The sequence below is a fragment of the Rubrivivax gelatinosus genome (genome assembly GCF_004340905.1).
Taxonomy (GTDB): Bacteria; Pseudomonadota; Gammaproteobacteria; order Burkholderiales; family Burkholderiaceae_C; genus Rubrivivax; species Rubrivivax gelatinosus.
On the sequence record NZ_SLXD01000017.1, the window covers coordinates 62,897 to 89,240 of the forward strand.

21 protein-coding genes, 1 pseudogene and 1 riboswitch are annotated in these 26,344 nt (G+C 69.6%); of the genes and pseudogenes, 7 read left to right on the forward strand and 15 right to left on the reverse strand.

Annotation, left to right across the window (positions count from 1 at the left end; all coding sequences use genetic code 11):
* Nucleotides 1-46 precede the first annotated feature (46 nt).
* The 9 genes from EV684_RS21680 to EV684_RS21720 all read right to left on the reverse strand — a co-directional run bounded on the left by EV684_RS21680 (nt 47) and on the right by EV684_RS21720 (nt 8,023).
* Nucleotides 47-1,267, reverse strand: coding sequence for a type IV pilus modification PilV family protein (locus EV684_RS21680; RefSeq protein WP_243651258.1), 1,221 nt, complete (start codon nt 1,265-1,267; stop codon nt 47-49).
* Nucleotides 1,264-2,646: a PilX N-terminal domain-containing pilus assembly protein gene (locus EV684_RS21685; protein ID WP_132649432.1), complete on the reverse strand. Its 1,383-nt coding sequence runs from the start codon at nt 2,644-2,646 to the stop codon at nt 1,264-1,266. The genes EV684_RS21680 and EV684_RS21685 overlap by 4 nt, the downstream gene beginning before the upstream one ends.
* Nucleotides 2,643-3,410: a PilW family protein gene (locus EV684_RS21690; RefSeq protein WP_132649433.1), complete on the reverse strand. Its 768-nt coding sequence runs from the start codon at nt 3,408-3,410 to the stop codon at nt 2,643-2,645. Before EV684_RS21690 ends, EV684_RS21685 begins: the two co-directional genes overlap by 4 nt.
* The gene (locus EV684_RS21695; RefSeq protein WP_132649434.1) at nt 3,404-4,003 is read right to left on the reverse strand and encodes a pilus assembly FimT family protein; all 600 of its coding nucleotides are present in this window, start codon (nt 4,001-4,003) and stop codon (nt 3,404-3,406) included. The genes EV684_RS21690 and EV684_RS21695 overlap by 7 nt, the downstream gene beginning before the upstream one ends.
* Entirely contained in the window at nt 4,000-4,485 is a 486-nt protein-coding gene (locus EV684_RS21700) for a type IV pilin protein (protein WP_132649435.1), read from the reverse strand. The genes EV684_RS21695 and EV684_RS21700 overlap by 4 nt, the downstream gene beginning before the upstream one ends.
* 91 nt (nt 4,486-4,576) lie before the next feature.
* On the reverse strand, nt 4,577-5,104 hold the full coding sequence (locus EV684_RS21705) for a GspH/FimT family pseudopilin (protein ID WP_132649436.1): 528 nt from the start codon (nt 5,102-5,104) through the stop codon (nt 4,577-4,579).
* Nucleotides 5,105-5,218: 114 nt separating this feature from the next.
* Complete coding sequence (gene nrdR / locus EV684_RS21710; protein WP_132649437.1) at nt 5,219-5,662, reverse strand: transcriptional regulator NrdR; 444 nt, start codon at nt 5,660-5,662, stop codon at nt 5,219-5,221.
* A 16-nt stretch (nt 5,663-5,678) separates the two neighbouring features.
* The gene (gene glyA, locus EV684_RS21715; RefSeq protein WP_132649438.1) at nt 5,679-6,929 is read right to left on the reverse strand and encodes a serine hydroxymethyltransferase; all 1,251 of its coding nucleotides are present in this window, start codon (nt 6,927-6,929) and stop codon (nt 5,679-5,681) included.
* Nucleotides 6,930-6,982: 53 nt separating this feature from the next.
* Nucleotides 6,983-7,099: riboswitch (ZMP/ZTP riboswitch) on the reverse strand.
* 54 nt (nt 7,100-7,153) lie between these two features.
* Nucleotides 7,154-8,023, reverse strand: coding sequence for a transglycosylase SLT domain-containing protein (locus tag EV684_RS21720; protein WP_132649439.1), 870 nt, complete (start codon nt 8,021-8,023; stop codon nt 7,154-7,156).
* A 274-nt stretch (nt 8,024-8,297) separates the two neighbouring features.
* Here EV684_RS21720 and EV684_RS21725 point away from each other — a divergent pair, with 274 nt between their 5' ends.
* On the forward strand, nt 8,298-9,851 hold the full coding sequence (locus tag EV684_RS21725) for a UbiD family decarboxylase (RefSeq protein ID WP_132649440.1): 1,554 nt from the start codon (nt 8,298-8,300) through the stop codon (nt 9,849-9,851).
* A 513-nt stretch (nt 9,852-10,364) separates the two neighbouring features.
* Here EV684_RS21725 and EV684_RS21730 read toward each other — a convergent pair.
* Nucleotides 10,365-11,201 carry a GNAT family N-acetyltransferase gene (locus tag EV684_RS21730; RefSeq protein ID WP_132649441.1) on the reverse strand — a complete coding sequence of 279 codons (837 nt, stop codon included), beginning with the start codon at nt 11,199-11,201 and terminating at the stop codon, nt 10,365-10,367.
* Between the two features lie 197 nt (nt 11,202-11,398).
* Between EV684_RS21730 and EV684_RS21735 the strand changes: the two genes are divergently transcribed.
* The gene (locus EV684_RS21735) at nt 11,399-12,751 is read left to right on the forward strand and encodes a metallophosphoesterase family protein (protein ID WP_132649442.1); all 1,353 of its coding nucleotides are present in this window, start codon (nt 11,399-11,401) and stop codon (nt 12,749-12,751) included.
* 196 nt (nt 12,752-12,947) lie between these two features.
* Entirely contained in the window at nt 12,948-14,030 is a 1,083-nt protein-coding gene (gene bluB / locus EV684_RS24215; RefSeq protein ID WP_200222416.1) for a 5,6-dimethylbenzimidazole synthase, read from the forward strand.
* Here bluB and EV684_RS21745 read toward each other — a convergent pair.
* Together EV684_RS21745 and EV684_RS21750 are read right to left on the reverse strand one after the other, a co-directional pair.
* Nucleotides 13,973-14,998, reverse strand: a complete 1,026-nt coding sequence (locus tag EV684_RS21745; RefSeq protein ID WP_132649443.1) for an MsnO8 family LLM class oxidoreductase — start codon at nt 14,996-14,998, stop codon at nt 13,973-13,975. The genes bluB and EV684_RS21745 overlap by 58 nt on opposite strands.
* Entirely contained in the window at nt 14,998-16,584 is a 1,587-nt protein-coding gene (locus tag EV684_RS21750; protein WP_132649444.1) for a GMC family oxidoreductase, read from the reverse strand. Before EV684_RS21750 ends, EV684_RS21745 begins: the two co-directional genes overlap by 1 nt.
* Nucleotides 16,585-16,808: 224 nt before the next feature.
* Between EV684_RS21750 and EV684_RS21755 the strand changes: the two genes are divergently transcribed.
* Complete coding sequence (locus EV684_RS21755) at nt 16,809-18,665, forward strand: ABC transporter ATP-binding protein (RefSeq protein WP_132649445.1); 1,857 nt, start codon at nt 16,809-16,811, stop codon at nt 18,663-18,665.
* A 25-nt stretch (nt 18,666-18,690) separates the two neighbouring features.
* Here the strand turns inward: EV684_RS21755 and EV684_RS21760 are convergent, their stop codons facing one another.
* Nucleotides 18,691-19,047 (reverse strand): hypothetical protein, encoded by a 357-nt coding sequence (locus EV684_RS21760; protein ID WP_242478762.1) that lies wholly within the window; start codon nt 19,045-19,047, stop codon nt 18,691-18,693.
* 171 nt (nt 19,048-19,218) lie between these two features.
* Here EV684_RS21760 and EV684_RS21765 point away from each other — a divergent pair, with 171 nt between their 5' ends.
* The 3 genes from EV684_RS21765 to EV684_RS21775 all read left to right on the forward strand — a co-directional run bounded on the left by EV684_RS21765 (nt 19,219) and on the right by EV684_RS21775 (nt 25,317).
* Complete coding sequence (locus EV684_RS21765) at nt 19,219-21,660, forward strand: YgiQ family radical SAM protein (protein WP_132649446.1); 2,442 nt, start codon at nt 19,219-19,221, stop codon at nt 21,658-21,660.
* A 908-nt stretch (nt 21,661-22,568) separates the two neighbouring features.
* Nucleotides 22,569-24,455, forward strand: coding sequence for a P-loop NTPase fold protein (locus EV684_RS21770; protein WP_132649447.1), 1,887 nt, complete (start codon nt 22,569-22,571; stop codon nt 24,453-24,455).
* A 163-nt stretch (nt 24,456-24,618) separates the two neighbouring features.
* Nucleotides 24,619-25,317 carry a BrnT family toxin gene (locus tag EV684_RS21775; RefSeq protein ID WP_132649448.1) on the forward strand — a complete coding sequence of 233 codons (699 nt, stop codon included), beginning with the start codon at nt 24,619-24,621 and terminating at the stop codon, nt 25,315-25,317.
* 203 nt (nt 25,318-25,520) lie between these two features.
* Here the strand turns inward: EV684_RS21775 and EV684_RS24475 are convergent, their stop codons facing one another.
* Nucleotides 25,521-25,949, reverse strand: coding sequence for a transposase (locus EV684_RS24475; RefSeq protein WP_242478727.1), 429 nt, complete (start codon nt 25,947-25,949; stop codon nt 25,521-25,523).
* A gap of 143 nt (nt 25,950-26,092) precedes the next feature.
* Nucleotides 26,093-26,329 (reverse strand): annotated as a pseudogene (locus EV684_RS24480) (transposase); the annotation flags it as partial.
* Nucleotides 26,330-26,344: the final 15 nt, after the last annotated feature.

Genomic DNA, 26,344 nt, shown 5'->3' on the forward strand with positions numbered 1-26,344 from the left:
CGGCGCGGGGTGGGTCCAGGCAGCGGCAGCTTGCCGCGCCGCGATGCTAAGACGTCGTCGTCGGCACCGGCTCGGGTTCGGGCTGGTGTTCGAGCGTCTTGGTCATCGGCGCCGTGTCGGGGTCGTCGTCCGGACAGGCGAAACGGTTGCTGCCGTCACCGGCGCTGATGACGAGGAAGTTCTGGTTCGTCAGCGCGCCGACGACGTCGACGTAGTCCAGCGGGTGGTCGATGTTGCGCGGCGGGCGCGGCATGGGCGTGTAGCGGCAGACGCGCAGCTTGTCGGCGTCCCTCAGGGTGCCGGGCACGTCGTCGCGCGGCAGCGTCGCAAGCTTGCTCAGTTGCAGTGTCGAACGCCCCGACCAGGTCGTGCTGGCCGAGGCCAGCGGCACGGCGCAGTAGTAGGCGACGTAGCCCGCAAAGACCCGGTGCAGGCAGTCGACGACCGGCGGCAGCGGTGAGCCGGTGCGCTGCACGGTGACGAAGGGCGCGGGCATGTCCGGGATCGAGTCCTGGTCGGCTTCCGACAAGGACGGCGGCACTTCGGCCAGTTCGGGTGTCGGCGATTGGCCCGTGGCAAAACGCACGTAGCCCGACAGCAGGTAGGCGTTGCTCGCGACGCAGGGTGTCGACGGCATGCAGATGCTGACGATGACGCCCGTCAGGTTGTTGAAGACCCAGGACACGCCGCCGCTGTCCGGCAGCCGGAAGGTGCTGGTGCTGCCGCCCTCGTCGAGCTCCGCCTCGGACGGGATCGCCGGATGGCGCCCCCCGGGCAAGGCCAGGCCGGTCGTGTTGCCGGGCATGAACAGCGCGCCCGACAGGTCCGGCGGCGTGCCGGCGATGAAGGTGGCGAAATCGACCCACTGGTTGTCGTTCTCGGCACGCCGGTCGCGCCAGGCCACCTTCAGCTCGACCATCTTCGCGCGGCCGGCCTCCGGCTCGAGTTCGGTCACGGTCTGGTACAGCGTGAACTCGGTGTTCGCGAGCGCGGTGGGCATCGGCTGGCCCGGTGCGGTGGCGATCGTCGACTCGTAGCTGACGCCGTTCGCACCGTCGAGCGAGCGGTAGCCGCGCAGTATCTCCAGGCGCTCCTGCGCGATGCGCACCGCCTCGCTGCGCTGGCGCGAGACGTCGGCGTTGGCGCGCAGCGTGGCCTGCAGCCCGACGACACCCAGCAGGCCGATCGCCATCACCGCCAGCGCGACCATCGCCTCGACCAGCGAGACGCCGCGTGCACGCCGCCGGCTGCGCCCGGCCGCGTTCACGGGAAGTCCTTCCAGGCGCCCGGCAGGCGTGCGAACGAGCCGGCCAGCGTCGACAGGCGGCGCACGACGTCGGCGTCGTAGTCGATCGTGCTGCCGGCGGCGGTTTCGACGATCAGGTTGTTCTCGGCGATCAGCGCGCCTTCGACGCGCGCCGTGCCGGCGAGCCGCCAGTCGGCGGCGCGGCCGTAGATCAGCCCGTAGACGGTGCGGCCGCCGGTGTCGAAATCCAGCTCGCCGGTGACGACGATCGTGACCGGCGCGGCGCTGCTGCCGATGTCGCCGCTGCCGTCGAGCAGCAGGTCGCCCTCGACCCAGATCGGGCGCCCGGGGTTCAGCGCGATGGTGTCCTCGACGGCCTCGCCGTCGCAGGTGACGGCGCTGCAGTCCAGCACCACGGCGGCCGGCTGGTCGCGGTAGGTCTCGGGCCGCATCAGGAAGACCGAGGCGAACATGCGGACCTCGGCCGGCGGGCCGCCAGGCTCGGCAAGGTCTTTCAGTGCGTCATCCCCGACGAGCGTGGTGCCGGCGTCGGCTGGCGAGCCCGGGGCGCCCAGCGTCTCCACGGCTGACGGGAGACTGGCGCCGCCCAGGCGCACCGCATAGCCCGTGTCCGACCCGGTGCGCGCGACGCGCAGCGTGCCGCCGGCCGCGGTGGACACGGTCTCGCGCACCACCAGCGTGTCCCGCGGCAGCGCCACCGTGACACGTTTGCTGCCGTCGCGTTCCACCGCCGCCACGCGCCCGGTCATGCCGGCCCAGGTGGAGATCGCGGCGAAGCCTTCGCCCGATGGTGCGACCGCGCGCACGATCGGCAGCGCGCTCATGTTGGGCGAGAAGGTCAGGCAGTCCTCGACCAGCCGGGTGCAGCCGTTGGCGTAGATGCGCACCATCCCGGGCCGTGCGGTGGAGCCGATGATCGCGACGCGGAAGGCCGGGTGCGGGCCCTCGGTGGTGGGCGCGTCGGGCAGCGTGATGCCGCTGGCCGGGCAGCGGCAGCTCCAGTTCTCGCCGTCGCGCACGCAGGTGGCGAAGGCGACGTTGCCGCTGCCGTCGACACGCGCGCCGATGAAGCCGGTGTCGGCGTTGGTCACCAGGTAGCGTTCACGGAAGCTGGTGTCGCTGGTGTCGGTGCTGGGTTCGCAGTCGGCGTCGATGCGCCCGCCGTTGAGCTTCAGCAGCGCCCACTCCAGGCCGGCCTCGGCGGTTTCCATCGCCTGCGTCGAGCGGTACTGGTTGACGCCGGTGCGCTGCTCGAAGATCAGGTTGCGGCTGGTGTAGGCCGCCACCAGCGAGACGACGAAGAACAGCAGCAGCACGACCGCCAGCGCGGCCAGGCCGTGCTGGCGGCGGCGGGGCGGGCGGGGGCTGCGGCCGCTCATGTCGGGCACACGCGTGTCGGGTGCGCGGCGTCGCGGTACTCGACGAAGTCGTTGCGCAGCTTGACGGTCGCCTCCATCGAGCGTGTCACGCTCGGGTCGGCGACCGATTCGGCCTCGATTTCCACCTTCAGCAGCCGCACCTTCAGCCGCGGCCAGCAACTGTCGGTGTTGTCGTCGCAGAGCTTGGCGCAGGGCAGGGGCACCGGGTCGGGCAGCGGCGGATCCTCGTCGTCGTCGGCATCGTGGACGTCGAAGCGTGTGATGCGCATCGTGCGGCTGTCCGTCAGCTCCTGCCAGCCGGTCGGCGTCGCGTTCTGGACGCAGGTCGTGCCGTTGACGACCGCGGCGGTGTGGATCGCCGACTTCAGCACGCCGTTTTCGAGCTTGATGCCGAGCGCGCTGTTGTTGTCGCCGCTGCGGTAGTAGCGGTAGACGACCGAGTCGGCGTCCGGGCCCATCACCACCGTCGCGTAGCGGTTGCACTGCGGCTGCGTGTTCTCGGTCGACCAGGGGCCGCTGTTCTGCGCGTCGTGCCAGATGCCGGCGCGGCGCAGGTCGCGCACGATGATGTCGGTGCTCGCACGCAGGTCCTGCTGGAGCTGGGTTTCCAGCAGCAGGCGGCGGTTCTCGGTGAGCTGGCCCGAGACCAGCAGCGCCGAAGCCGCGACGACCAGCAGCCCGATCGTCACGCCGACCATCAGCTCGACGATCGACAGGCCGCGCTGGCCGCGGCGGCCGCCGGCCGGAAGGCGGCGCTTCAGCATGCGGCTGCTCCCAGCGAAGCCTGGCTGGCGCAGACGGTCGGCCGGCCGGCGCGGCCGATCGTCGTGCGCAGCGAGCGCGAGCCGTCGAGCTCGGCGTTGACGACGAAGGCGTTCAGCGGCTCGGGCAGCCAGTCCGAGCTGTGCGTCAGCAGGCCGCCGGTCAGCGGGTCGAAGCCGAAGCCGCGGTCACCGGCGGGCAGCTTCAGGTGCACGCCACCGTCGCCCGGCAAGGCCACGGTGCGCAGCTCCACCGACACCGGGTTGGGGCAGGCCTGGCCCGCGCCGCGTGTGCAGTCGCAGTACAGCTTGGTGGCGTCGGCACCGGGGCGCAGTTCGTAGATCGTGTAGCAGGACACCGCCGAGCCCGCCGCCGGGAACAGCACGAAGGAGCGCAGGCCGTGCGCCACGGCCTGGCTGCGTGCGTACTGCACGTCGGTGCCGAACTGGGCGCTGATGCTCTTCAGGCGCTGCACGCGGATGTAGTCGAACAGCGAAGGTGCGCCCAGCGCCAGCAGCACGCCCAGCAAGGCGACGACGACCATCAGCTCGACCAGCGTCAGGCCGTGGCAGCGGGGGCGGCGAAACGTCGTCATCGGGGCCAGCAGGCGTTGGAGACGGCGTAGCTGAAGTCCTCGCAGCTGCCGCAGCCGGCGTACTCGAGGTTGCCGCCGCGCAGCCGCATGCTGAGGTTGCGGCACTGCCCGTCAGAGGCCTGGCTGCTGCCGCGGTTGCCGCGCGCGGTGACGACGTAGGCGCTGGCCAGCGTGTCGCCGCTGGCGCCCGAGCTGGCGAGCTCGATCGTGTAGTAGCCCGAGGAGCTCGTGCTGCCCAGGGCCAGGTCGGACAGCGAGGTCGTGTACTGGGCGTGGTTGCTGCGCCAGCGTTCCTGCGCCTGCTGCACCGCCGCGACCGCGGCGTAGGCATCGGCGCGCCGGCCCTTGCGGATGCTGTCCATGAAGGACGGCAGGGCGACCGCGGCGAGGATGCCCAGCACGACCAGCGTGATCACCAGCTCGACGAGCGTGAAGCCCCGCGCCGGCTTGCAGGCGCGACACCGACGGCAGCGGATGGACATGTGACCGATTATTCGCAGCCGTGACGGCGCCGGCACCGTTCGTCGCGGCCTGGGCGCCGCTCGTCGCCGCCGCGGACCCGCGTTCAAGGGATCAGCAGGGGACCTCGCCCGGCAGGCCGTCGGGCGAGCAGCGCCGCACCCGGCCCATCAGGTTGACGACCAGATGCAGGTGCGGCCCGGACGGCAGCGACAGGCGCACGGTCGCCGTCGGCGTGACCGTGCCGCGTGTCGGCTCGAAGACCATCGAGGCGCTGTTGGACTGCACCTGCACCGGGTGGCCGGGGCCGAGGTTCTCGTAACGCAGCACGCTGCGGCCTTCGCAGTCCGGCGTGATGCCGTCGCAGCGGCAGCCGGCGGCGCCGTCGTGCAGCAGCCAGCAGTGCGCGCCGTCGAACTCCAGACGCACGCTGGCCGACTGTGCCGCCGCGAGGCTGCGCGCGAACATGATGTCGGTCTCGAGCTGCGCCGCCACGCCACGCAGGCGCTCGCGCTCGTGCATCGTCGCGAAGCCCGGCACGGCCAGGCCGAGCACGACGGCGGCCAGCGCCACCGTGACGGCGCTTTCGACCAGCGTCATCCCGCGCAGACGGCGCGGGCCTGGGATCCGGATCGTGGCCATCGAAGGTCCTCCCGTGCCGAGGCACTCTAGGAAGACCGGGGCGCTCTCGCGCTCCCCTCGCGGCGGGTGCGCGGGCGCCCGCCGGAGGCGGCCCCCACGCGGGGGATCAGCGCCTCAGATGTCGCGGATCAGCTGGCTGAACTCGTTGACGTCCTCGAAGCTGCGGTAGACCGACGCAAAACGCACGTAGGCCACCTTGTCCAGCTTCTCGAGTTCGCGCATCACGAGCTCGCCGATGCGGGTGCTGGGCACTTCGCGCCCCCCGCCGGCGACGAGCTGCTCCTGGATGCGCTCGATCGCGGCGTCCAGCTTCTCGACGCCGACCGGGCGCTTGCGCAGCGCCAGCAGCATCGACGAACGCAGCTTCTCGGGGTCGAACTCGACACGTGCGCCGTCCTTCTTGACGACGGCGGGCATCGCGACCTCGGCGCGTTCGTAGGTCGTGAAACGCTTCTCGCACTTCAGGCAGCGGCGGCGCCGGCGCACGACGCCGCCCTCGTCGGACTCGCGGGTCTCGACGACCTGCGTCTCGCCGTGGGCGCAATACGGACAACGCATGCGCCGCCGCTCCTGTTCAGCGGTAGACCGGGAAGTCGCGCGTCAGCGCCGCGACCTTCTCGCGCACCGCGGCCAGGTTGGCCTCGTCGTGCGGGTTGTCGAGCACGTCGGCGATCAGGTGCGCGGTGCGCCGCACCTCGTCTTCCTTGAAGCCGCGTGTCGTCATCGCCGGCGTGCCCAGGCGGATGCCGCTGGTGACCATCGGCTTTTGCGGGTCGTTCGGGATGCCGTTCTTGTTGCAGGTCATGTGGGCCTTGCCCAGCAGGCCTTCCGCTTCCTTGCCGGTCAGGCCCTTGGGGCGCAGGTCGACGAGCATCACGTGGCTCTCGGTGCCGCCGCTGACGATGCGCAGGCCGCGCGAGATCAGCGTCTCGGCCAGCACCTTGGCGTTGGCTGCCACCTGCTGCTGGTAGGCCTTGAACTCGGGCGCCAGCGCTTCCTTGAAGGCCACGGCCTTGCCGGCGATGACGTGCATCAGCGGGCCGCCCTGGATGCCCGGGAAGATCGCGCTGTTGATCTTCTTGGCGATCGCCTCGTCGTTCATCAGGATGATGCCGCCGCGCGGGCCACGCAGGCTCTTGTGCGTCGTCGACGTCACGACGTCGGCATGCGGCACCGGGTTCGGGTAGACGCCCGCGGCGACGAGGCCGGCGTAGTGCGCCATGTCGACCATGAAGTAGGCGCCGATGGCCTTGGCGACCTTGGCGAAACGTTCGAAGTCGATGCGCAGGCTGTAGGCCGAGGCGCCGGCGATGATCAGCTTCGGCTTGTGTTCGTGCGCCAGGCGCTCCATCGCGTCGTAGTCGATGGCTTCGTTGGCGTCCAGGCCGTAGCTGACGACCTTGAACCACTTGCCGCTCATGTTCAGCGGCATGCCGTGCGTCAGGTGGCCGCCTTCGGACAGGCTCATGCCCATGATCGTGTCGCCCGGCTCGAGCAGGCCGAAGAACACGGCCTGGTTGGCCTGCGAGCCCGAGTTTGGCTGCACGTTGGCGAAGTTCGCGCCGAAGAGCTGCTTGACGCGGTCGATCGCCAGCTGTTCGACGACGTCGACGTACTCGCAGCCGCCGTAGTAGCGCTTGCCGGGATAGCCCTCGGCGTACTTGTTGGTGAGCTGCGAGCCTTGCGCGGCCATCACCGCGGGGCTGGTGTAGTTCTCCGACGCGATGAGCTCGATGTGCTCTTCCTGGCGGCGGTTCTCGTCCTGGATGGTCGCCCAGATTTCAGGGTCGACGTTGGCGAGCGTGGATTGGGTACGGTCGAACACGGCAGTCCTCTTCGGAGTGAAGGGCCTTCGAGCGCCCGCGGCGGAGCGTCGTCGAGGGCTGCCCAGGCGAACGGCGGGCGCCGGCCGCATGGCCGGCCTGCGCTTCCCGGTGGTCAGTCCACCTCGGGGCCGGCAGGTGCGGCCCCTCATCGCCAGTTGCGCAGGAGGCGGAGTGTAACGGCAGCGGCCGGGGCCGCCGCCGTGGCGAGGTCAAACGCCGCGCTTCAGCGGCCCAGCATCGCCAGTTGCTCGGCGCGCGGCGGCGTCGGTTGCGCCGGCGGCAGCGGCATCGGCGCGGGTTCACGCGGCACGATGATCGGCGCGTTGATCGACACGCGGTTGCCCGCGGCGACGCGCTTCAGGTAGTCCTGCTCGGTCATCACGCGGTCGACGTAGCCGCCGTCGCTGTCCTGCAGCGCGGCGCCGACGTAGTGCTTCAGGCCCTGCTGCAGGCCGCCGGCGCGCGTGATGCACTCCTTGAGCACCTGCACCCCGACACGCAGGTTGCTGATCGGGTCGAACGCCGCGTGCGTGCCGCCGAAGGCCTGGTACTTGTCGTCGTGAATGCGGGTCATCACCTGCATCAGGCCCTGGGCCCCGACCGAGCTCTGCGCGAACGGGTTGAAGCTCGACTCGACGGCCATGATGGCCAGGATCAGCGTCGGGTCCAGGCCGGCCTTCTGGCCGATGGCCCAGGCTTCCTGCACCAGCGCGCTGATCGGCTCGGGCGCCACCTTGTAGCGGCGCGAGATCCAGCTCGCGACGGCCGCCTGCTGGCGCGTCAACGCCTTCGGGTCGGCCGCGGTGGCACGGTTGACGGCTTCCGGCTCGGCCGGCACCAGCTCGGCTTCGGCGGTCGCTGCGACACGCACCTCATGGCGCGTCTGCAACCACTCGAAGGCCATCGTTTCGGCCTGCTGACGCAGATCCTCCCGACCGGCCACGAAGACGAGCACCGCCACCACCGCCAGGCCGACCACGGCCAGGGTGTTGTGCCCGATCTCGAGCAGGCCGTGACCGACGTCACGAGCGAATACCGTCAGCGAGCGCCCCGTGGCTTGCTGCGCGCTGCGCAGCACGGCAATGGCTTTCATCGCATCCCTCTTCCAAACGCCGTCACGGATGCCCGAAGGCCGCGGCGCCAAGGGGGCGCTGGGGCAGGGCGACGGCGATAATCGACCGACTACCGCAAGCGACCGACGAACGGGCCGCGCGGAGCGGGACTGCAGCGACCGTCCTGGTGATCCTGATGATTACGATGCGGACGGTACGGGTCTGCCCTGATCCAGATCCAAGGGCAGCACGAATTTTAGGAAGGCTCTCATATCCGGTCAAGAATATGAAAGCTTTCCCTTATATCCAGAAAGAATGATCTACCGAGACTTGCGGGACTTCATCACCCAGCTCGAGGCCCGCGGAGAGCTGCGCACCCTCACCGATCCGGTGTCTCCGGTGCTCGAGATGACCGCGCTGGGCGACCAGTTGCTGCGTGCCGGCGGCCCGGCGGTGCTGTGCCGCAACCCGACCGGGTTCTCGATCCCGGTGCTGCTCAATCTTTTCGGCACCCCCCAACGTGTAGCCCTCGGAATGGGGGCCTCGTCGACCGCCGAACTGCGGGATGTCGGCCGGCTTCTGGCCGGGCTCAAGGAGCCCGAGCCGCCCAAGGGCCTGAAGGACGCCGGCAAGCTGCTGTCGATGGCCAAGGCGCTGTGGGACATGAAGCCTTCCGTGCAGCGCCGCGCGCCCTGCCAGGACGTGGTGCTCGAAGGCCCGGACGTCGACCTCGGCCGCCTGCCGATCCAGACCTGCTGGCCCGGCGACGCCGGCCCGCTGCTGACCTGGGGCCTGGTCGTCACGCGCGGCCCGCAGGCGGTGGCCAACCCGCGGCTGCGCCAGAACCTGGGCATCTACCGCCAGCAGCTGATCGGCCGCAACCAGCTGATCATGCGCTGGCTGGCGCACCGCGGCGGCGCGCTGGACTTCCGCGAGTTCGCGCTCGCCAACCCCGGCAAGCCCTTCCCGATCGTGGTGGCGCTCGGCGCCGACCCGGCGACCATCCTCGGCGCGGTGACGCCGGTGCCCGACAGCCTGTCCGAGTACCAGTTCGCCGGGCTGCTGCGCGGCAGCCGCACCGAGCTCGTCGAGTCGGGTGTCGGCGAAGGCCGTGCGCTGCAGGTGCCGGCCAGCGCCGAGATCGTGCTCGAGGGCCACATCCCGCCGGCGCCGGCGGGTTTCACCGGCGAGTCCGACCGCGGCGTCAGGCTGTGCGAACGCGGCGGCTACCTGCACGCGCTGGAAGGCCCGTTCGGCGACCACACCGGCTACTACAACGAGCAGGACTGGTTCCCGGTGTTCCAGGTCGACCGCATCACGCACCGGCGCGACCCGATCTACCACTCCACCTACACCGGCAAACCGCCCGACGAGCCGGCGGTGCTGGGCGTGGCGTTGAACGAGGTCTTCGTGCCGATCCTGCAGAAGCAGTTTCCGGAGATCGCCGACTTCTATCTGCCGCCCGAAGGCTGCAGCTATCGCATGGCGGTGATCTCCATCCGCAAGGCCTATCCGGGCCACGCCAAACGCGTGATGTTCGGGCTGTGGAGCTTCCTGCGCCAGTTCATGTACACGAAGTTCATCGTCGTCACCGACGAGGACGTGAACATCCGCGAGTGGCGCGAAGTCATCTGGGCGATCACGACGCGCATGGACCCGGTGCGCGACACGACGCTGGTCTCCGAGACGCCGATCGACTACCTGGACTTCGCCTCCCCGGTCAGCGGCCTGGGCGGCAAGATGGGCCTGGATGCGACCAACAAGTGGCCCGGCGAGACCTCGCGCGAGTGGGGGCGGCCGATCACGATGGACGCCGCGGTGGAGCAGCGCGTGCGCTCGCTCGCCGAACGTTTGATCTCGCCCCCTTGACGCGACGCCGGCGCGAATTACGCCTTGAATCCGCGTGGCGCGTCGCCTAACTTCGAGAGGCCTGACTGCAGGCAACTAGGAAGACGGCGCAATTCCTGCGCGTCGGGAGCCCCGGACCACTTTCCTCTGGAGCTCCATCGGTGACGAGAGGTCACCCGCCCCCTCCGGTCCCCTGGGCCGGAGGGGGTTTCGCTTTTTGGGGCCTGCTTTTGGGGCCTGCTTTTGGGCCTCCGCAGGCCCGAAGCTTGCTCAACTTCCCTTGTCTGACAACCCATGCGCCGCCCCGGTGCAGACGGTGTTCTCCCGGTGCCCGGCCTCGGTGCGCCGGGTTGCGGCGTCTTCCGTGTGAATTTCCACGCCCGACGTTGGCATCCCTGTGGACAACTCGTGTGCGGCGCCGCCAGGTGCTTGATTCAACGGGGCTTTCAACGGATTGCCACAATTTGTGGCAGGCTGCGACGGCCGCCGGGCGCGCGCACCGGGGCCGTGCGGGCGGGCAAGCCGCCGGCGGGCTCAAGCCCCGATGAAGTGCCGCCGGTAACGCGCCGGCAGGTCCGCCAGGCGCAGCATCACCGGCAGGTCGGCGGTGTTGAAGTCGGGGTCCCAGGCTGGCGCGCCGAGCACCCGCGCGCCGCAGCGCAGGTAACCCTTGAGCAGCGGCGGCGCGTCGACCGGCAGGTCCTGGCGCAGTTCGTCGACCGGCAGCGCCAGGCGCGGCGTGACGCGCCATTCGGGCGCCGCCAGGTGCGTGGCCTCCAGGCGCCGCCACAGGCTGGCGGCGGCGTGGCCGCCGTCGCGCATGCCCACGCTGGCGCAGCCGACCATGGTCTCCAGGCCGTTGCGCACCATGAAGGCGGCGAGCGCGCCCCACAGCGCCATCACCACGCCGCCCGAGCGCCAGTCCGGGTGCACGCAGGAGCGCCCGAGCTCGACCATCGTCGAGCGCAGCGGCGCCAACGGGCCGAGGTCGAACTCGTTGTCGCTGTACAGCCCGCCGGCGCGTGCCGCGGCCGCCGGCGTCATCACGCGGTAGGTGCCGACCACCGGGCCGGGTTCGCCCGCTTCGCCGGGGGCGCGCACCAGCAGGTGTTCGCAATAGGCGTCGTAGCGGTCGACGTCCAGCCCCGGCGGCGTGCCGGCCGGCACCTCGAGCCGGGCGCCCATCTCGCCGACGAAGACCTCGTGGCGCAGGCGCTGGGCCTCGCGCACCTCGTCCTCGTCGCGCGCCCAGTCGACGGCGAGCGCAACCTCCGCCGGCGTGCTCGGCTGCGGGGCGCGGGAGCTGAGGGCACCGGCGCGGTCCTCGATCGGGGCGGCGGCGTGCGGCGGAGTCAGGGTCGTGTCGGGCATGGACCGCGATCGTCACGGCCGGGGGTGACGCCCGGGTGAAGCGGACATGACGGAGCCGTGGCGGTGCGCGCCGCGTGCCCGCGGGCATGACCGGGCTCAACGATCGTCGCGATGCCGGCGCGGCGTCATCGCCCGATCACGGCGGGTACCTGCAATGCCGCCTGTCGTGCCGCCGGCACGAATGCCACAGGAACGTCATGAACACCCCGAACGACCACAAGCCCCGTCCCGCGCTCCCGCGCCGCCGTTTCCTCCAGACCGCCGCCGGCCTGGCGTCCGTCATCGCGCTGCCGTCCTGGCTCGCCGGCTGCGGCGGCAGCGGCGGCGACGACGACCGCCCGCTGCGCCTGGCCGTGCTGAGCGACGTGCACCTCTACGACAGCACCACGCTGGGCACGAGCAGCGAGCTCGACGCCTACCTGCTGCAGGACCGCAAGATGATCAAGGAGAGCGTCGAGATCTTCGACGCCGCGCTGGCCGCGATCGTGGCCGCCAAACCCGACGCGCTGCTGATCTCCGGCGACCTGACCAAGGACGGCGAACGTGTCAACCACGAGCTGCTCGCCACCCGGCTGCAGGCGCTGCGTGCCCAGGGCGTGCGGGCCTACGTGATCCCCGGCAACCACGACGTCGCCAACCCCGACGCCAAGGACTTCAGCACCGTGCCGGCGACGGCTGCCGAGACCGTCGACGCCGCCGCCTTCGCGACGATCTACGCCCGCTGCGGCTACGGCGACGCGATCGCGCGCGACCCGGCCTCGCTGAGCTACGTCGCCGAGCTGGGCGAAGGCGTCTGGCTGTTCGCCATCGACTCCTGCCGTTACGCGGAAAGCGCGGACCCGAGCACGCCGATCACCGCCGGCCGCGTGCGCGCCGCCACGCTGACCTGGCTGCAGAGCTGGCTGGCCAAGGCGCGCGAACGCGGCATCGCCGCCATCGGCACGATGCACCACGGCCTGATCGAGCACTTTCCCGGCCAGTCGAGCTTCTTCCCCGAGTACCTCGTCGAGGACCGCGAAACGCTGGCCGCCGCGTTCGCCGCGGCCGGGCTGACGGTGGTCTTCACCGGCCACTACCACGCCCAGGACATCGTGCGTGCCAGCTACGACGGCGTCATGGTGCACGACGTCGAGACCGGTTCGACGGTCACTGCACCCAGCCCCTACCGCCTGGTGACGATCGACCGCGCCGCCGGCACGCTGGCCATCACCAGCGGCACCGTCGAGTCGACGAGCAGCCACCCGAGCGACTTCATCGCCTGGTCGCAGGACTACCTGGAGACCGGGCTGGAGACCCTGGTGGCGGCGATGCTGACCGCGGCGCCGTACTCGCTGCCCGAGGCGACCGTCGCCGCGCTGGTGCCGCTGATCGTGCCGGCGATGGTGGCGCACTACGCCGGCGACGAGCAGCTGGACGACGCCAGCGTGCTGGCCACGCTGCAGGCGATGGCGCAGAGCACCGACCCGATGACGGCGATGCTCGGCGGCTTCGTGCTCGGCCTGTGGAACGACCCGCAGCCGGGCGACAACACGCTGTCGATCACGCTCTGAACGCTGCCGGCCGGATGTCCCCGGCCGACGTTGGCATCCCTGTGGACAAACCGTGGGGCCGGCGCGCAAGTGCGCGCCAGGCCTATGGTTTTCCTGGATTGCCTCGTTTTTGAGCACGGCCGCCGCGGCTGGGCGGCGGCCTGGCGGCTCCGTATCATCGCGGCGCGCCGCCTTGGCGCGCCTGCCGCCGCCGCCGATGTCCCGCTCCGAAATCCGTCCCGATCCCGCCTGCTGCGGCCTGCCGCCCGCCCTGGCCGCAGTGTCTGCCGCCGGCATAGCGCTGACCGCGCCCGGCCTGGCGTCGCGCTGCGTGCTGCTGGACGCCGGGGCGCTCGACACGGCCGACTGGTCGGCGCTGGCCGAGCCGGGCCAGACGCGGGTCTTCGCCGACGGCGGCCCGCAGGCCACCCGCATCGCCGCCGAGCTGCAACGCCACGGCCTGGCGGCGGACACCCCGGCCGCGCGCATCGACGGCGAGACCGTCGTCGCCACCGGCCTGGCGGCGCTGGCCGCCGGCGCCGGCACGCTGGTCGTCGGCGAGACGGTGCGCCTGTCGCGGCACTTCGAGGCCACGCCGGCCGCCGCGCAGCCCGCCGCCCCCGGCGGTGAACACTACGGCCCGGCCGACGCCCGCCGGCTGCAGCGCCTGCTGGCCGGGCGGCGCGACATGCGCCACTTCCGCCGTGGCGAGCGCATCGCGCCCGAGACCCTGCAGCGCCTGCTGCAGGCGGCGCACCACGCGCCGTCGGTGGGCATGATGCAGCCCTGGCGCTACCTGCGCATCAGCGACCCGGCGCGCCGCGAAGCGATCGCCGCGCTGGTCGCCCGCGAGCGCGACGCCACCGCCAGCGCGATGGGCGAACGTGCCGCCGAGTTCCTGCGCCTGAAGGTCGAAGGCATCCGCGAATGCGCCGAGCTGCTGGTCGCGGCGCTGCCGCCCGACGACGGCACCGTCTTCGGCCGGCGCACGATGCCGCGCGAGATGGTCGTCTGCTCGCTCGCCTGCTCGATCCAGAACCTGTGGCTGGCCGCGCGCGTGGAGAACCTGGGCCTGGGCTGGGTGTCGATGTTCGAGCCGCAGCCGCTGGCCGAGCTGCTGGCGATGCCCGCCGGCGCGATGCCGCTGGCCATCCTCTGCCTGGGGCCGGTCGAGGCCTTCTACCCGGCGCCGATGCTGGAGATCGAAGGCTGGCGCTCGCGCCGCCCGTGGCAGGACGCGGTCTACGAGAACGCCTGGGGCGAGCCGGCGAGCCCGAACTCGGCCGCCAGCAAGGCGTAGGAGCGCTGGCGCACGGCTTCGTCGTAGGTCCAGGTGTTGACGACGACGTGCTCCAGCGCCAGCCGGGCGGCCAGCGCGCGCAGCCGCGCGCCGACCTCGGCGGCGCTGCCGACCAGCGCCTGCTCGCGTGTGCCGGCCAGCAGCGCCAGCTCGTCGGGCGAGAAGCCGGCCAGCGCCACCTCCTCGGGCGACTGCAGCGGCGCGATGCGCCCGCGGCGGCGGTCCAGCCACCAGCGTTCACGCGGCAGCGCCTGCTGGCGCGCGCTGTCGCCGTCGTCGGCGGCCAGCGCCCAGACGCAGATCGTCGCCTCGGGCTTCGGATGGCGTTCGCTGGGCTGGTACAGGCCGCGGTACAGATCCAGCGCCGCCTCGACGCCCTGGCCGTCGGAGAAGAAATAGGCGAAGGCGTAGGGCAGGCCGAGCTGCGCCGCGAGCTGCGCGCCGTAGGTCGAACTGCCGAGGATCCAGAGCTGCGGCGTGCGCGCGGCGCCCGAGCCCGCCGGCGCCCGCGGGTGCGCGACGACGCCGCCATGGCGCCCGCCGCCCACCCAGGCCTGCAGGTCGGCCACCTGGCGCGGGAAGGCCTCGGCGGCCGTCAGTGCGTTCGGGTTCAGTGCCGCGGCGGTGCGCAGGTCGCCCCCCGGCGCGCGGCCGACGCCCAGGTCGATTCGCCCTGGCGCCAGCGCGTCGAGCACGCGGAACTGCTCGGCCACCTTCAGCGCCGCATAGTGCGGCAGCATGACGCCGGCGCTGCCCAGGCGCACGCGGCGCGTGCGTGCCGCGGCGGCGGCCAGCAGCAGCTCGGGCGCGGTGCCGACCAGCGCGTCCATGTTGTGGTGTTCGCTGACCCAGAAACGTTCGTAACCCAGGCGGTCGGCGAGTTCGGCCAGCGCGACGCTGGCGCGGATGGCCTCGTCCTCGCCGCGGCCGGCCGTCGCCGGCGACTGGTCCAGCACCGACAGGCGCATCACACGTGGGCGGCGGCGCGGCGCACGAACTCGGCGGCCTTCTCGCCGATCATGACGGTCGGGGCGTTGGTGTTTCCGGAGACGATGCTGGGCATGATGGACGCGTCGGCAACCCGCAGGCCCAGGATCCCCTTGACCCTGAGCTCGGCGTCGACGACGTCGCCCGGGCCCGGCCCCATGCGGCAGCTGCCGACCGGATGGTAGATCGTGTCGGCGTGCTGGCGCACCCAGTGCTCCAGCGCGGCGTCGTCCAGCCCCGCCACCTCGGTGCGCCCGCCGCCGGCCAGCGCCGGCTGTTCGAGGATGCGCTGCGTCAGCCGCACGCCGTCCATCATCCGGCGCAGGTCGTCGGGGTGGTTCAGGTAGCCGGGGTCGATGCACGGCGGGGCCAGCGGGTCGGCCGCCTTCAGCGTCACGCGGCCGCGGCTGCGGGGCCGCAGCACGCAGACGTGCGCCGACCAGCCGTGCCCCCACACCGCGCTGCGGCCGTGGTCGACGAGCTTGCCGATGACGAAGTGCAGCTGCACGTCGGGCCGGGTCTCGCCAGCGCGCGTGCGCAGGAAGGCGCCGGACTCGGCGAAATTGGTCGTCAGCAGGCCGCGGCGCTGGCGGCGCCACTGCTGCACGCCGCCGAGCACACGCAGCGCGCCGCCCACCGACACGCCCACCGTCTCCTTGGCGCCCGGCGCGTCGACCAGCAGCACGACGTCGGGGTGGTCGTGCAGATGGCGGCCGACGCCGGGCAGGTCGTGCACGACCGGCACGCCCAGCGCCTGCAGCTCGGCGCCCGGGCCGATGCCCGACAGCAGCAGCAGCTGCGGCGACTGCAGCGCGCCGGCCGACAGGATGACCTCGCGCCTTGCCGCGAGCACCCGCCGCGTGCCGCCCTGCAGCACTTCGACGCCGGTGGCGCGCCGGCCCTCCAGCACCACCTTCAGCGCCTGCGCGCCGGTGATCACCTCCAGGTTCGGCCGCGCCAGCGCCGGCGCCAGGTAGGCCTTGGCGGCGCTGAAACGTTCACCGCCGCGGTGCGTCACCTGGTACATGCCGACGCCTTCCTGGCATTCGCCGTTGAAGTCGGGGTTCTCGGCGAAGCCGGCCTGGCGGCCGGCCTCGATGAAACGCCGCGTCCAGGGGTTGGGCTCGGGCAGGTCCATCACGTTGAGCGGGCCGCCGCTGCCGTGCCAGGCGTCGGCGCCGCGTTCGTTGTGCTCGGACTTCAGGAACCAGGGCAGCACGTCGGCCCAGCCCCAGCCCGGGTTGCCCTCGGCGGCCCAGTCGTCGTAGTCCTGGTGCTGGCCGCGGATGTAGATCATCGCGTTGATCGAGCTGGACCCGCCCAGCACCTTGCCGCGCGGCTGGTAGCCGGCGCGCCCGTCCAGCCCGGCCTGGGCGACGGTCTCGAAAGCCCAGTTGGCCTGGCCGGTGCGCGCCATCAGCGCGATGCCGGCCGGGCAGTGGATCAGCGCGCTGCGGTCGGGCTCGCCGGCCTCCAGCAGCGCGACGCGCACGCCGGGGTCTTCGGACAGGCGCGCGGCGAGCACGCAGCCCGCCGACCCTCCCCCGACGATCAGGTAGTCGTACACGCTTGTCTCCGGTGCTTGTGGTTGTCGGACGATCTTAGCCAGCACGATTGGAGAGATCGCCCCAGAGCCGGCCGGGCCTGTCACCCCCGCGTCTGCAGCGGGCACTCGCGCCGCGTGTCACGCGCCGTGCCGATAATCGCCCCCCGCGGCCGACCCGGCCGCCCATCGCCGCCGGCCCGTCGTGCCGCCGCGGCCGCGCCTGCCAGGCGCCTTGGAGACCCGCCGTGTTCCAGCGTTTCGAACGCCTGGTGCATCCCTATCCGGATGCGCTGCCGCCCACGCCGCCGAAGACCTTCGTCGCCTTCCTCTGGGAATGCTCGCGCGGCATGCGCGGGCTGCTGCTCGCGCTGACCCTGCTCACCGCCGGCATCGGCGCCTTCGAGGCGCTGCTGTTCAGCATGATGGCCCACGTCATCGACGTGCTGGCCAAGGTCGAGCCGGCCCGGCTGTGGGCGCAGGAGGGCCGCACGCTGGCGCTGCTGGCCGGCGTGCTGGTGGCCAGCATCGTGCTCGCCGGCGTGCAGGCGCTGGTCAAGTACCAGTCGCTGTTCGGCAACTTCCCGATGCGGCTGCGCTGGAACTTCCACCGCCAGCTGCTCGAGCAGAGCATGGGCTTCTACCAGGACGAGTTCGCCGGGCGCATCGCCACCAAGGTGATGCAGACCGCGCTGGCGGTGCGCGACACCTGGCTGATCCTGGCCGACATCCTGGTCTACGTGCTGATCTACTTCGTCACGCTGGTGGGCATCGTCGGCGGCTTCGACCTGTGGCTGGTGCTGCCCTTCGCCGGCTGGCTGCTCTGCTACATCGGCTGTCTGGCCTTCTTCGTGCCGCGCCTGGGCAAGGTCGGCCAGCTGCAGGCCGATGCACGCTCGCTGATGACCGGGCGCATCACCGACGCCTACACCAACATCGCCACCGTCAAGCTGTTCTCGCACTCGCAGCGCGAGGCGCGTTACGCGCGCAGCGCGATGCAGGAGTTCATGGGCACGGTGCACGGCCAGATGCGGCTGGTCAGCGGCTTCGAGATCGCCAACCAGGCGCTGAGCGTGGGCCTGATCGCGTCGACCGCCGGCGTCTGCCTGTGGCTGTGGACGCAGGGCCAGGTGGGTGTCGGCGCGGTCGCCGCGGCCACCGCGATGGCCTTCCGGCTGAACGGCATCTCGCACTGGGTGATGTGGGAGATGGCCTCGCTGTTCGAGCACATCGGCACCGTGCACGACGGCATGGCCACGCTGTCCAAGGCGCGCAGCGTGCTCGACAAGCCCGAGGCCAAACCGCTGGAGGTCTCGCGCGGCGAGATCCGCTTCGAGGCCGTGCGTTTTTCGTACGACGCGCGCAAGCCGGTGCTCGACGACCTCGACCTCGTCATCCGCCCGGGCGAGAAGATCGGCCTCGTCGGCCGCTCCGGCGCCGGCAAGAGCACGGTGGTGAACCTGCTGCTGCGGCTGTACGACATCGACTCGGGCCGCATCCTGATCGACGGCCAGGACATCGCCGGCGTCACCCAGACCAGCCTGCGCGCGGCGATCGGCATGGTCACGCAGGACACCTCGCTGCTGCACCGCTCGGTGCGCGACAACATCCTCTACGGCCGGCCCGACGCCGGCGACGAGGACATGCGCCGCGCCGCCGAGCGTGCCGCGGCGGCCGACTTCATCGCCGGCCTGGCCGACGCCAAGGGCCGCCAGGGCTACGACGCCCACGTCGGCGAGCGCGGCGTCAAGCTCTCCGGCGGCCAGCGCCAGCGCATCGCCATCGCCCGCGTGATGCTCAAGGACGCGCCGATCCTGCTGCTCGACGAAGCCACCAGCGCGCTGGACAGCGAGGTCGAGTCGGCGATCCAGGACAGCCTGTACAAGCTGATGGAAGGCAAGACGGTGGTCGCGATCGCGCACCGGCTGTCGACGATCGCGGCGATGGACCGGCTGGTGGTGATGGACCGCGGCCGCATCGTCGAGGTCGGCGACCACCGCAGCCTGCTGGCCGCCGGCGGCCTGTACGCGCGGCTGTGGGCGCACCAGAGCGGCGGTTTCCTCGGCGAGGACGACGCCGACGAGACGGCGGTGGCGGCGGGCTGAGCGGGCGGGGCGGGGCGGCGCCGGGTCAGCGCGGCGGCGGCTCCACCCACGGCTGCGTCGGCGCGAAGTCGCGCGGGTCGGGCCTCATCGACATCGGCTGGGTCTCGGCCCAGCCGGCGTCGGCGGCGCGGGCGGCCTGCTGCGGCGCCAGCGCACGGTCCAGCGCGGCGCGGCGTTCGGTCTGGTCGTGGGGCGCCGGGGCCGGATGCAGCTGGCGCTTGAGTTCGCGGGCCTCGGCTTCGGCCGCAAAACGCGAGTCTTCGGCGTCGACCAGCAGGCGCCGGAGTTGTGCCACGCGGCGCCGGTGCCACCAGGCCGCGGCGACGCTGAACACCACGAAGACCAGTGCGGCGGCGAGCAATGGGGGCCAGTAAGCGTCCATCGCCCGCGTATCGACGTGCACGCGCGCCAACTTGAGCAAACGCGCGAATCGCCATCGCACGGCGAGACGAATGCCACGCCGCGCGCCCGCTGCGGCCCTGCCGCCACCTGGGCGACCGCCTGGCGGCGACAATCGCGGGTTCGCCCTGTTGTCCCCACCCGAGAGCACGCCGTGTCCCACGCCCCCACTGCGCCGCGCCCGGCGCGCGCCCTCACCGGCTACAAGCCGTTCTGGGCCAAGCGTTTCGGCCCCGCGCCCTTCCTGCCGACCACGCGGCGGGAGATGGAGGCGCTCGGCTGGGACTCCTGCGACATCGTCATCGTCACCGGCGACGCCTACGTCGACCACCCGAGCTTCGGCATGGCCGTCATCGGCCGCGTGCTGGAGGCGCAGGGCTTCCGCGTCGGCATCATCCCGCAGCCCGAGTGGAACGCCGTCGAGTCCTTCCAGGCGCTGGGGCGCCCGAACCTGTTCTTCGGCATCGCCGCCGGGAACATGGATTCGATGATCAACCACTACACGGCCGACCGCCGCATCCGCAGCGACGACGCCTACACGGCGGGTGCGGCTGCCGGCAAGCGCCCCGACCGCGCGACGCTGGTCTACACCCAGCGCTGCCAGCAGGCCTACAAGGACGTGCCGGTGGTCATCGGCGGCATCGAGGCCAGCCTGCGCCGCGTCGCCCACTACGACTACTGGCAGGACAAGGTGCGGCGCTCGATCCTCGCCGACAGCAAGGCCGACCTGCTGGTCTACGGCAACGCCGAGCGCGCCATCGTCGAGATCGCCCACCGCCTGGCGCGGCGCGAGCCCATCGAGACGATGACCGACATCCGCGGCACCGCCTTCCTGGTGCGCGGCGGCTTCGCGCCGCAGGGCTTCGTCGAGATCGACTCCAGCGAGGTCGACCTGCCGGGCCGCGTCGACGCGCTGCCCAACCCCTACGAGCCGCCCGACCACGCCGGCGGCAACGCGATCGAAGGCCCCGAGGCCGCCGACCCGACCGTCATCGACGCCGAGCCGGCTGCACCGGCGTCTGCCGCTGCCGCTGTCTCCGAGCAGCCGATCACGATCGTGCCGCGCCGCGCGGCGCGTGCCGCGCCGCCGCCGCGCGACCGCACGGTGATCCGCATGCCCTCGTACGAGCAGGTGCGCGCCGACCCGGTGCTCTACGCCCATGCCAGCCGCGTGCTGCACCTGGAGACCAACCCCGGCAACGCGCGGGCGCTGGTGCAGCGCCACGGCGAGCGCGACGTGTGGATCAACCCGCCGCCGCTGCCGCTGAACATGCCGGAGATGGACCACGTCTTCGACCTGCCGTACGCGCGCAGCCCGCACCCGCGTTACGCCGACGAGTTCGGCCGCCACGACGGCGCGACCAAGATCCCGGCCTGGGAGATGATCCGCTTCAGCGTGAACATCATGCGCGGCTGCTTCGGCGGCTGCACCTTCTGCTCGATCACCGAGCACGAGGGCCGCATCATCCAGAGCCGCAGCGCCGACAGCATCGTGCGCGAGGTCGAGCAGATGCGCACGATGCCGGGCTTCACCGGCGTCGTCAGCGACCTGGGCGGGCCGACGGCCAACATGTACCGCCTGGGCTGCAAGAGCCCCGAGATCGAGGCCGCCTGCCGCAAGCCGAGCTGCGTCTACCCCGACATCTGCCAGAACCTGCGCACCGACCACGGCCCGCTGGTGAAGATCTACCGCCGCGTGCGCGCGCTGCCGGGCGTCAAGAAGGTGCTGATCGGCTCGGGCCTGCGCTACGACCTGGCGGTGAAGAGCCTGGAGTACACGCGCGAGCTGGTGTCGCACCACGTCGGCGGCTATCTGAAGATCGCGCCCGAGCACACCGAGCGCGGGCCGCTGTCCAAGATGATGAAGCCGGGCATCGGCAGCTACGACCGCTTCAAGCAGCTGTTCGACCAGTTCAGCGCCGAGGCGGGCAAGAAGCAGTACCTGATCCCGTACTTCATCGCCGCGCACCCGGGCACCACCGACGAGGACATGATGAACCTCGCGCTGTGGCTCAAGCAGAACGGCTTCAAGGCCGACCAGGTGCAGACTTTCTACCCCAGCCCGATGGCCACCGCGACGGCGATGTACCACTCGGGGCTGAACCCGCTGAAGGGCGTGCACCGCGACGAACGCGGCGAACGTGTGGACGTGGTGCGCGGCGAACGCCGCCGCCGGCTGCACAAGGCCTTCTTGCGCTGGCACGACCCGAACAACTGGCCGCTGCTGCGCGAGGCGCTGAAGGAGATGGGCCGCGCCGACCTGATCGGCAACGGCAAGCACCACCTGATCCCGACCTACCAGCCCGCCACCGACGGCAGCTACCAGAGCGCGCGGCGCAAGAACAGCACGCCGTCCAAGGGCACGGTGCTGACGCAGCACACGGGGCTGCCGCCGCGGGCGGGGTTGCCGTGTGGGCGGGGGGCATCCGCTGGCGCGGCGGGTGGCGGGGCTGCGCGGGGCGCGGCACCGGGGCGGGGGGCTGGTGGCAAGCCGGCGTCGTCGTCGGCATCGGCTTCGGCCGGATCAGCGCGTGTGCGGCCGGCGGTGGGCGGCGGTGGAAAGCCGGGCTCTGTGGCGAAGGGGCGCAAGCGCTGAGCTTGAGGCGCGCTTGCCGCCGCGTTGGCGGGGACGGCTACCGCGGTCGGCACCGCTGCTGAGACGGCGTCGGCGTCGTCGTCAGTCGACGCTCCATTCTTGTTGGCTGGTTGAGCCGGACGTCGTCCGGCCGGGTGCGCCACCGCCTGCGCGTGCCGCGGCCACCGGGTGGCCGGTTCCGTTCATGTCCCCCGGCCCGGCTGCGCCGGGCCTCCTCCTCTACTTCACTCCACCGGCCACCCGGCGTCCGCGGCAGGGCGGGGAGGGGTTTGTTCGCTCGGATTGGCGGCCTCCCCCCGAAGACGGGCGGTGGGCTTGGCGGCCATGATCGGGCGGCACAGAATCGTGCGCGACCGACGCCGTTTTCGGCGTCTTTTTTACGCCTGCGGAGAGGATCGCACGGCGACGGAAATCTCAAGCGCGACAAGGGCTTGAGTTGTCGTCCAGGGTGTCTGTTACGCGAGCGTTGGATTTGTTATGCGGCGTCTGGTTGCTGCATATAACAATAGTTATGCAACGGCTAATTTCAAGGCCAGTTCGATTCAGTTCGGCGGGCCGCCGGCGGCGCCAGGCGGCGGCCAGGCTCTGGCAGGGTACGCAAGCATCGGCGCGCCGGCCCGCGGGGCGCGGCCGAGCCAGGAGCGCTGCCGTAACGGCCGCGGGCCGGTGGGGGCGCTGGAACACGGGTATGCATCGGCCGCGCAGTAACGACCAACGCCGCCGCCCTTGCTGCGTGCGGTCATCGCGGGTGTCGCGGTGCCTTCATCCGCGCACAACCACCGCGGCTCCGTCGTTGGGGCTTTGCATAACAAGCCGTTCAACCGGACTGCGGCAGCCGGTCAACGGCAACGTTAGGCTTCACAAGCAACGGCCGGCAAGTTTGAGCGTTGCAATAAACCCCAACATCGATGAGTGACAACCAGCACATCCGCGAGTTCCTAGACTACTACTGCGGTCTTCCAAAGGAGCCTCAGTACGCTGTCTTGCTTGTTGGCTTGTGGGGAAGTGGCAAGACGTGGTTCATAAAGGACTTTGTCAAGACTCACTTAAATCAACCTAAGCGGGTACTCTACTTAAGTCTGTATGGGGTGCAGTCCTTCGACGATATCGAGTCAGAGTTCTTCAGGCTGCTTCACCCTGTGCTTGGCTCAAAGCCGGTCAGAGTACTGCATCGACTTGCGCGCGGCGTCCTTAAGACCTCTCTCAACTTCGATATTGATGGCGATGGAAAGTCGGACGGAAGCATCTCAGGCGGACTGCCCGCTGAAAAGCTTCTTGAACGAATCTCGCTTGACGCGACCAAAATACTGGTGCTCGACGATCTGGAGCGATGCTCGATCCCAATTGCGGACCTCCTGGGCTATGTCAACCAGTTCATCGAGCACGGTGGAATAAAAGCCATACTCATCGCAAACGAGGTGGAGCTTCTCAAAACTGCTTCCGGCACTGCTGCGGGTTATGCTCGGATCAAAGAAAAGCTGATAGGAAGAACATTTGAAGTCATTCCCGAGGTGGGCTTGGCTCTTGAGCACTTCGCTGCGGACTTGCCAAGCATACGAGCGCAGCAGGTTGTTCGGTCCAACTTTCCACTGATCACGCAAGTCTACGAGTGCTCGAAGTATAAAAACCTTCGATTGGTTCGCCACGCACTGTGGGATTTCGATAGACTCCTTCAATCCTTGGAACCTTCAGTCCTACAGTCAGATGAGCTCCTAAAAGACTTGCTTGCGCTGTTTCTGGCTTATTCGTTTGAGGTGCACAGCGGGGCGATCAAGCCATCCGAGGTTGAAAAGCTGCAAGACCACTGGGGCCTCTACCTGCGACGGAACAACAACGAGCCTGATCCCGACCAACACTTCCACGACATCCGCGCAAAATACTCAGGGTTGAATCTGTACACATCGCTCGTCCAGCAGCCTGTCTTGGTGGCAATCTTCTCTACCGGCTCGGTACCCCGAGCCGAACTCAATGCGTCGCTTCTGAAAAGCAAGTACTTCCAAGACAAGAATCAGCCAACCTGGGTCAAGCTGTGGTACGGCGCCAACCTCAGTGACGATGATTTTGCAAGTGTCTTGGCTACTGTCGACGCTGAGTGGGCAGCCCGGTCTTACAGAAATCTTGGCGAAGTCATCCATGTCACCGGCCTACTGATCCGATACGCCAAGCACGGCATCTACAGCCGCTCCGTTGAGGAGGTCGTTACGTCGGCAAGGGAGTACGTCAGCGAACTCTTGGCGAGTGGCGAGATACCGATGATCGAACCCAACATGCGCCCGTCGCCTTTTGAGCGGGACTCTTACGCCGGCCTTGGGTTTGCCAGTATGGAGGACAACGCTTTTCAGGACTTCCTTGAATACATCGACGAGCGTCGTCGCAGCGCTTTGCAGGCAAGTCTTCCTGCTCAAGCTAATGCGCTGCTCTCGCTGGTCGACACTGACACAAACCTCTTCTATCGTCGCCTTGTTCTCAACAACGACGCAGAGAACCGATACTACAAGACGGCGATTCTCCACTTCGTTCCACCGATAGACTTCATAGGGCGCCTGCTGGCGACAACGCCCGAGAACCGGAGAACAGTGGCCTACACTTTCAAGGAGCGCTATAGCTTTGACCAGTTCAATCCTGAACTGCTGCCAGAGCTTGGCTGGCTCATTGAAGTTGGCAGCTTGCTTCGCCAAGAAGTCGCCGTACGAGCAGGAAAAGTGAGCTCCATGTCACTGCAATGGATAGTGGATCCACACATCAACAACGCAATTTCTCGGCTCGAAAGATTCAAGCCGGCGCCAAGCGAGTGAAGCCAAACCCCTCGCTCGAGCCGACGCGCTACGGCAGGCAGCGTAAGCCCGGGCTGAGGTACTCCGTACATTGTCTCAGCCCGGGCTTACGCTGCCTGCCTCCGCGCGCGGCTCAGCTCGAACGTTGGGCCTATGTATCGACAAGTCTGAAGGTGGGTAGCTGATGGACAGGTTCCCAGAGATACCGCTCTCACTGCGGCCGCAGCTTGAACAACTAAACCAGATCGACGTCAGAGCGCATCGTAAAAAGTTGGAGCTGTCAACGGATCGAGCCGAGGTACTTGTTGACGTGATCAATGGCACTAAAGACGTTGAGCATTTTGTGGCCCTGGATATTCACCTATTTTGCTTAAAGAAGATATTTCCAGACCAGTATTTCGCGGTCCAGGCAATTGAGCATGCATACTCAAAATCTGATTTATACGAATTTGATCCGCCGAAGAACGGCCAGAACATAATGAAGCACGGGATCAGCTTTGGTGAAGTTGTCTCCTTTTCGAAGAAATTCGGGACACTGATGGTTCCCTGTCCAGATATAACTGACGCCGAACGGCTTGTGGTGTTTTCGGATCTAACCATCGACAGCGGCTATCGCTTGGCGTTGCCTTTAAATAGCATGGATTTCACAAAGGAGATATATACGCTGTCGATCGCTCAGCAACGTGGGGGCGGTTTTCGGTTTATTAGCTCTAGAACTTTCGGGCGAGAAAGCTGTCGCGAAGCGATGCAACAATCATTCAAGGGTATCTACCAAAATAGCCCGGAGAAGAAGAGTTTGTTCACAGCTCGTTGTTGCGAAATACTTGAGCAACATCTCTTCAAGCCTAGCCCAACCCGGCATTCCGCCGGACCTTGCGCATGAAGCTGCGCAAGACCGGTGAATTCAAACGTTGAGGCTGTAGCAAAACCCTGTTTTGCAGCCCCGAACACGACACGGCGCCCACTTCGGGCGCCGTTTCATTGGGCGGAACTGTTTTCGCGATCGAGCGCCCGAAATCGACGCGGCAGGCCGGTTAACGCGGCGGATGCGGCCGGCAGGCCCCGCAAGCCCTCACACCGGGGCCATCACCCCATCCCGTACCCCGCCTTGGCCAACTTCTCGATGTTGTGCACCAGGCAGAAGAGCTTGAACTGGGCGTCGACCTTGGTCTGCCCGCGCAGCGTGAAGCGCCGCAGCCCCTTGTTGTGGCGCAGGTTGGCGAAGACGGGCTCCACCGTGCCCATGCGGCGGTCGTACAGCTCGCGCCCGGCCTCGCTGTCGATGAGCGCGCGCATGCGCTGGGTGTACGGGTGCGCGCTGCCGGTGTTGGCCTGGAAGAACGCCACCTGCCGCGCTGCGGTCGTCTCGGGTTTTCTGAGGCACTGGCCGCGCAGCGCACACGGCCCGCACTGCGCGGCCTGGAAGCGGTAGCGCAGCGACACGTACCCGCGCTGCTGCGCCTCGTGGCCGCCTTGCGCCGTGTGCCCGGCCGGACAGCTGCAGCAGCGGCGCAGCGCATCGTGCCGGAAGTCCTCGGGCCGAAGAGCACGGTCTTGCTCGTCTTGCGGGTCTTGTCGTGCAGCGGGTCGGGCACCTTGCGGTGCTTGGCTTGGTCGACCAGCCGCGGGTCGCGCTGGCGGCGCTGGTTGTCGGCGATGACGGCGTTGACGCCCATCTCGGCCAGCGTCTTCAGGTTGCTCTCCGAGTGGTAGCCCGCGTCGGCGGTGACGACGGTGTCCGCGCTCATGTGCGCCTGCGCGGCGCGCACCGCCGGCAGCAGCAGCGCCTGCTCCGAGCCGGTGCCGTGGGCCTGCGCGTCGACGATGACCTGGTGCTCGGCGTCCACCGTCGCCACGCCGCAGTAGCCCTGGATGACGCCCTTGTCGGTGGCCATCTTGGCCGAGTCGTT

Bases quoted from the DNA above. Each gene is read 5' to 3' on its own strand.
- nrdR (WP_132649437.1), bottom strand. From the start codon at position 5,662: ATGCGTTGTCCGTATTGCGCCCACGGCGAGACGCAGGTCGTCGAGACC.
- EV684_RS21730 (WP_132649441.1), bottom strand. From the start codon at position 11,201: ATGCCCGACACGACCCTGACTCCGCCGCACGCCGCCGCCCCGATCGAG.
- EV684_RS21690 (WP_132649433.1), bottom strand. From the start codon at position 3,410: ATGCTGAAGCGCCGCCTTCCGGCCGGCGGCCGCCGCGGCCAGCGCGGC.
- EV684_RS21705 (WP_132649436.1), bottom strand. From the start codon at position 5,104: ATGGCCACGATCCGGATCCCAGGCCCGCGCCGTCTGCGCGGGATGACG.
- EV684_RS21735 (WP_132649442.1), top strand. From the start codon at position 11,399: ATGAACACCCCGAACGACCACAAGCCCCGTCCCGCGCTCCCGCGCCGC.
- EV684_RS21745 (WP_132649443.1), bottom strand. From the start codon at position 14,998: ATGCGCCTGTCGGTGCTGGACCAGTCGCCGGCGACGGCCGGCCGCGGC.
- EV684_RS21770 (WP_132649447.1), top strand. From the start codon at position 22,569: ATGAGTGACAACCAGCACATCCGCGAGTTCCTAGACTACTACTGCGGT.
- EV684_RS21725 (WP_132649440.1), top strand. From the start codon at position 8,298: ATGATCTACCGAGACTTGCGGGACTTCATCACCCAGCTCGAGGCCCGC.
- EV684_RS21685 (WP_132649432.1), bottom strand. From the start codon at position 2,646: ATGAGCGGCCGCAGCCCCCGCCCGCCCCGCCGCCGCCAGCACGGCCTG.
- EV684_RS21700 (WP_132649435.1), bottom strand. From the start codon at position 4,485: ATGTCCATCCGCTGCCGTCGGTGTCGCGCCTGCAAGCCGGCGCGGGGC.
- bluB (WP_200222416.1), top strand. From the start codon at position 12,948: ATGTCCCGCTCCGAAATCCGTCCCGATCCCGCCTGCTGCGGCCTGCCG.
- EV684_RS21760 (WP_242478762.1), bottom strand. From the start codon at position 19,047: ATGGACGCTTACTGGCCCCCATTGCTCGCCGCCGCACTGGTCTTCGTG.
- EV684_RS21720 (WP_132649439.1), bottom strand. From the start codon at position 8,023: ATGAAAGCCATTGCCGTGCTGCGCAGCGCGCAGCAAGCCACGGGGCGC.
- EV684_RS21775 (WP_132649448.1), top strand. From the start codon at position 24,619: ATGGACAGGTTCCCAGAGATACCGCTCTCACTGCGGCCGCAGCTTGAA.
- EV684_RS21695 (WP_132649434.1), bottom strand. From the start codon at position 4,003: ATGACGACGTTTCGCCGCCCCCGCTGCCACGGCCTGACGCTGGTCGAG.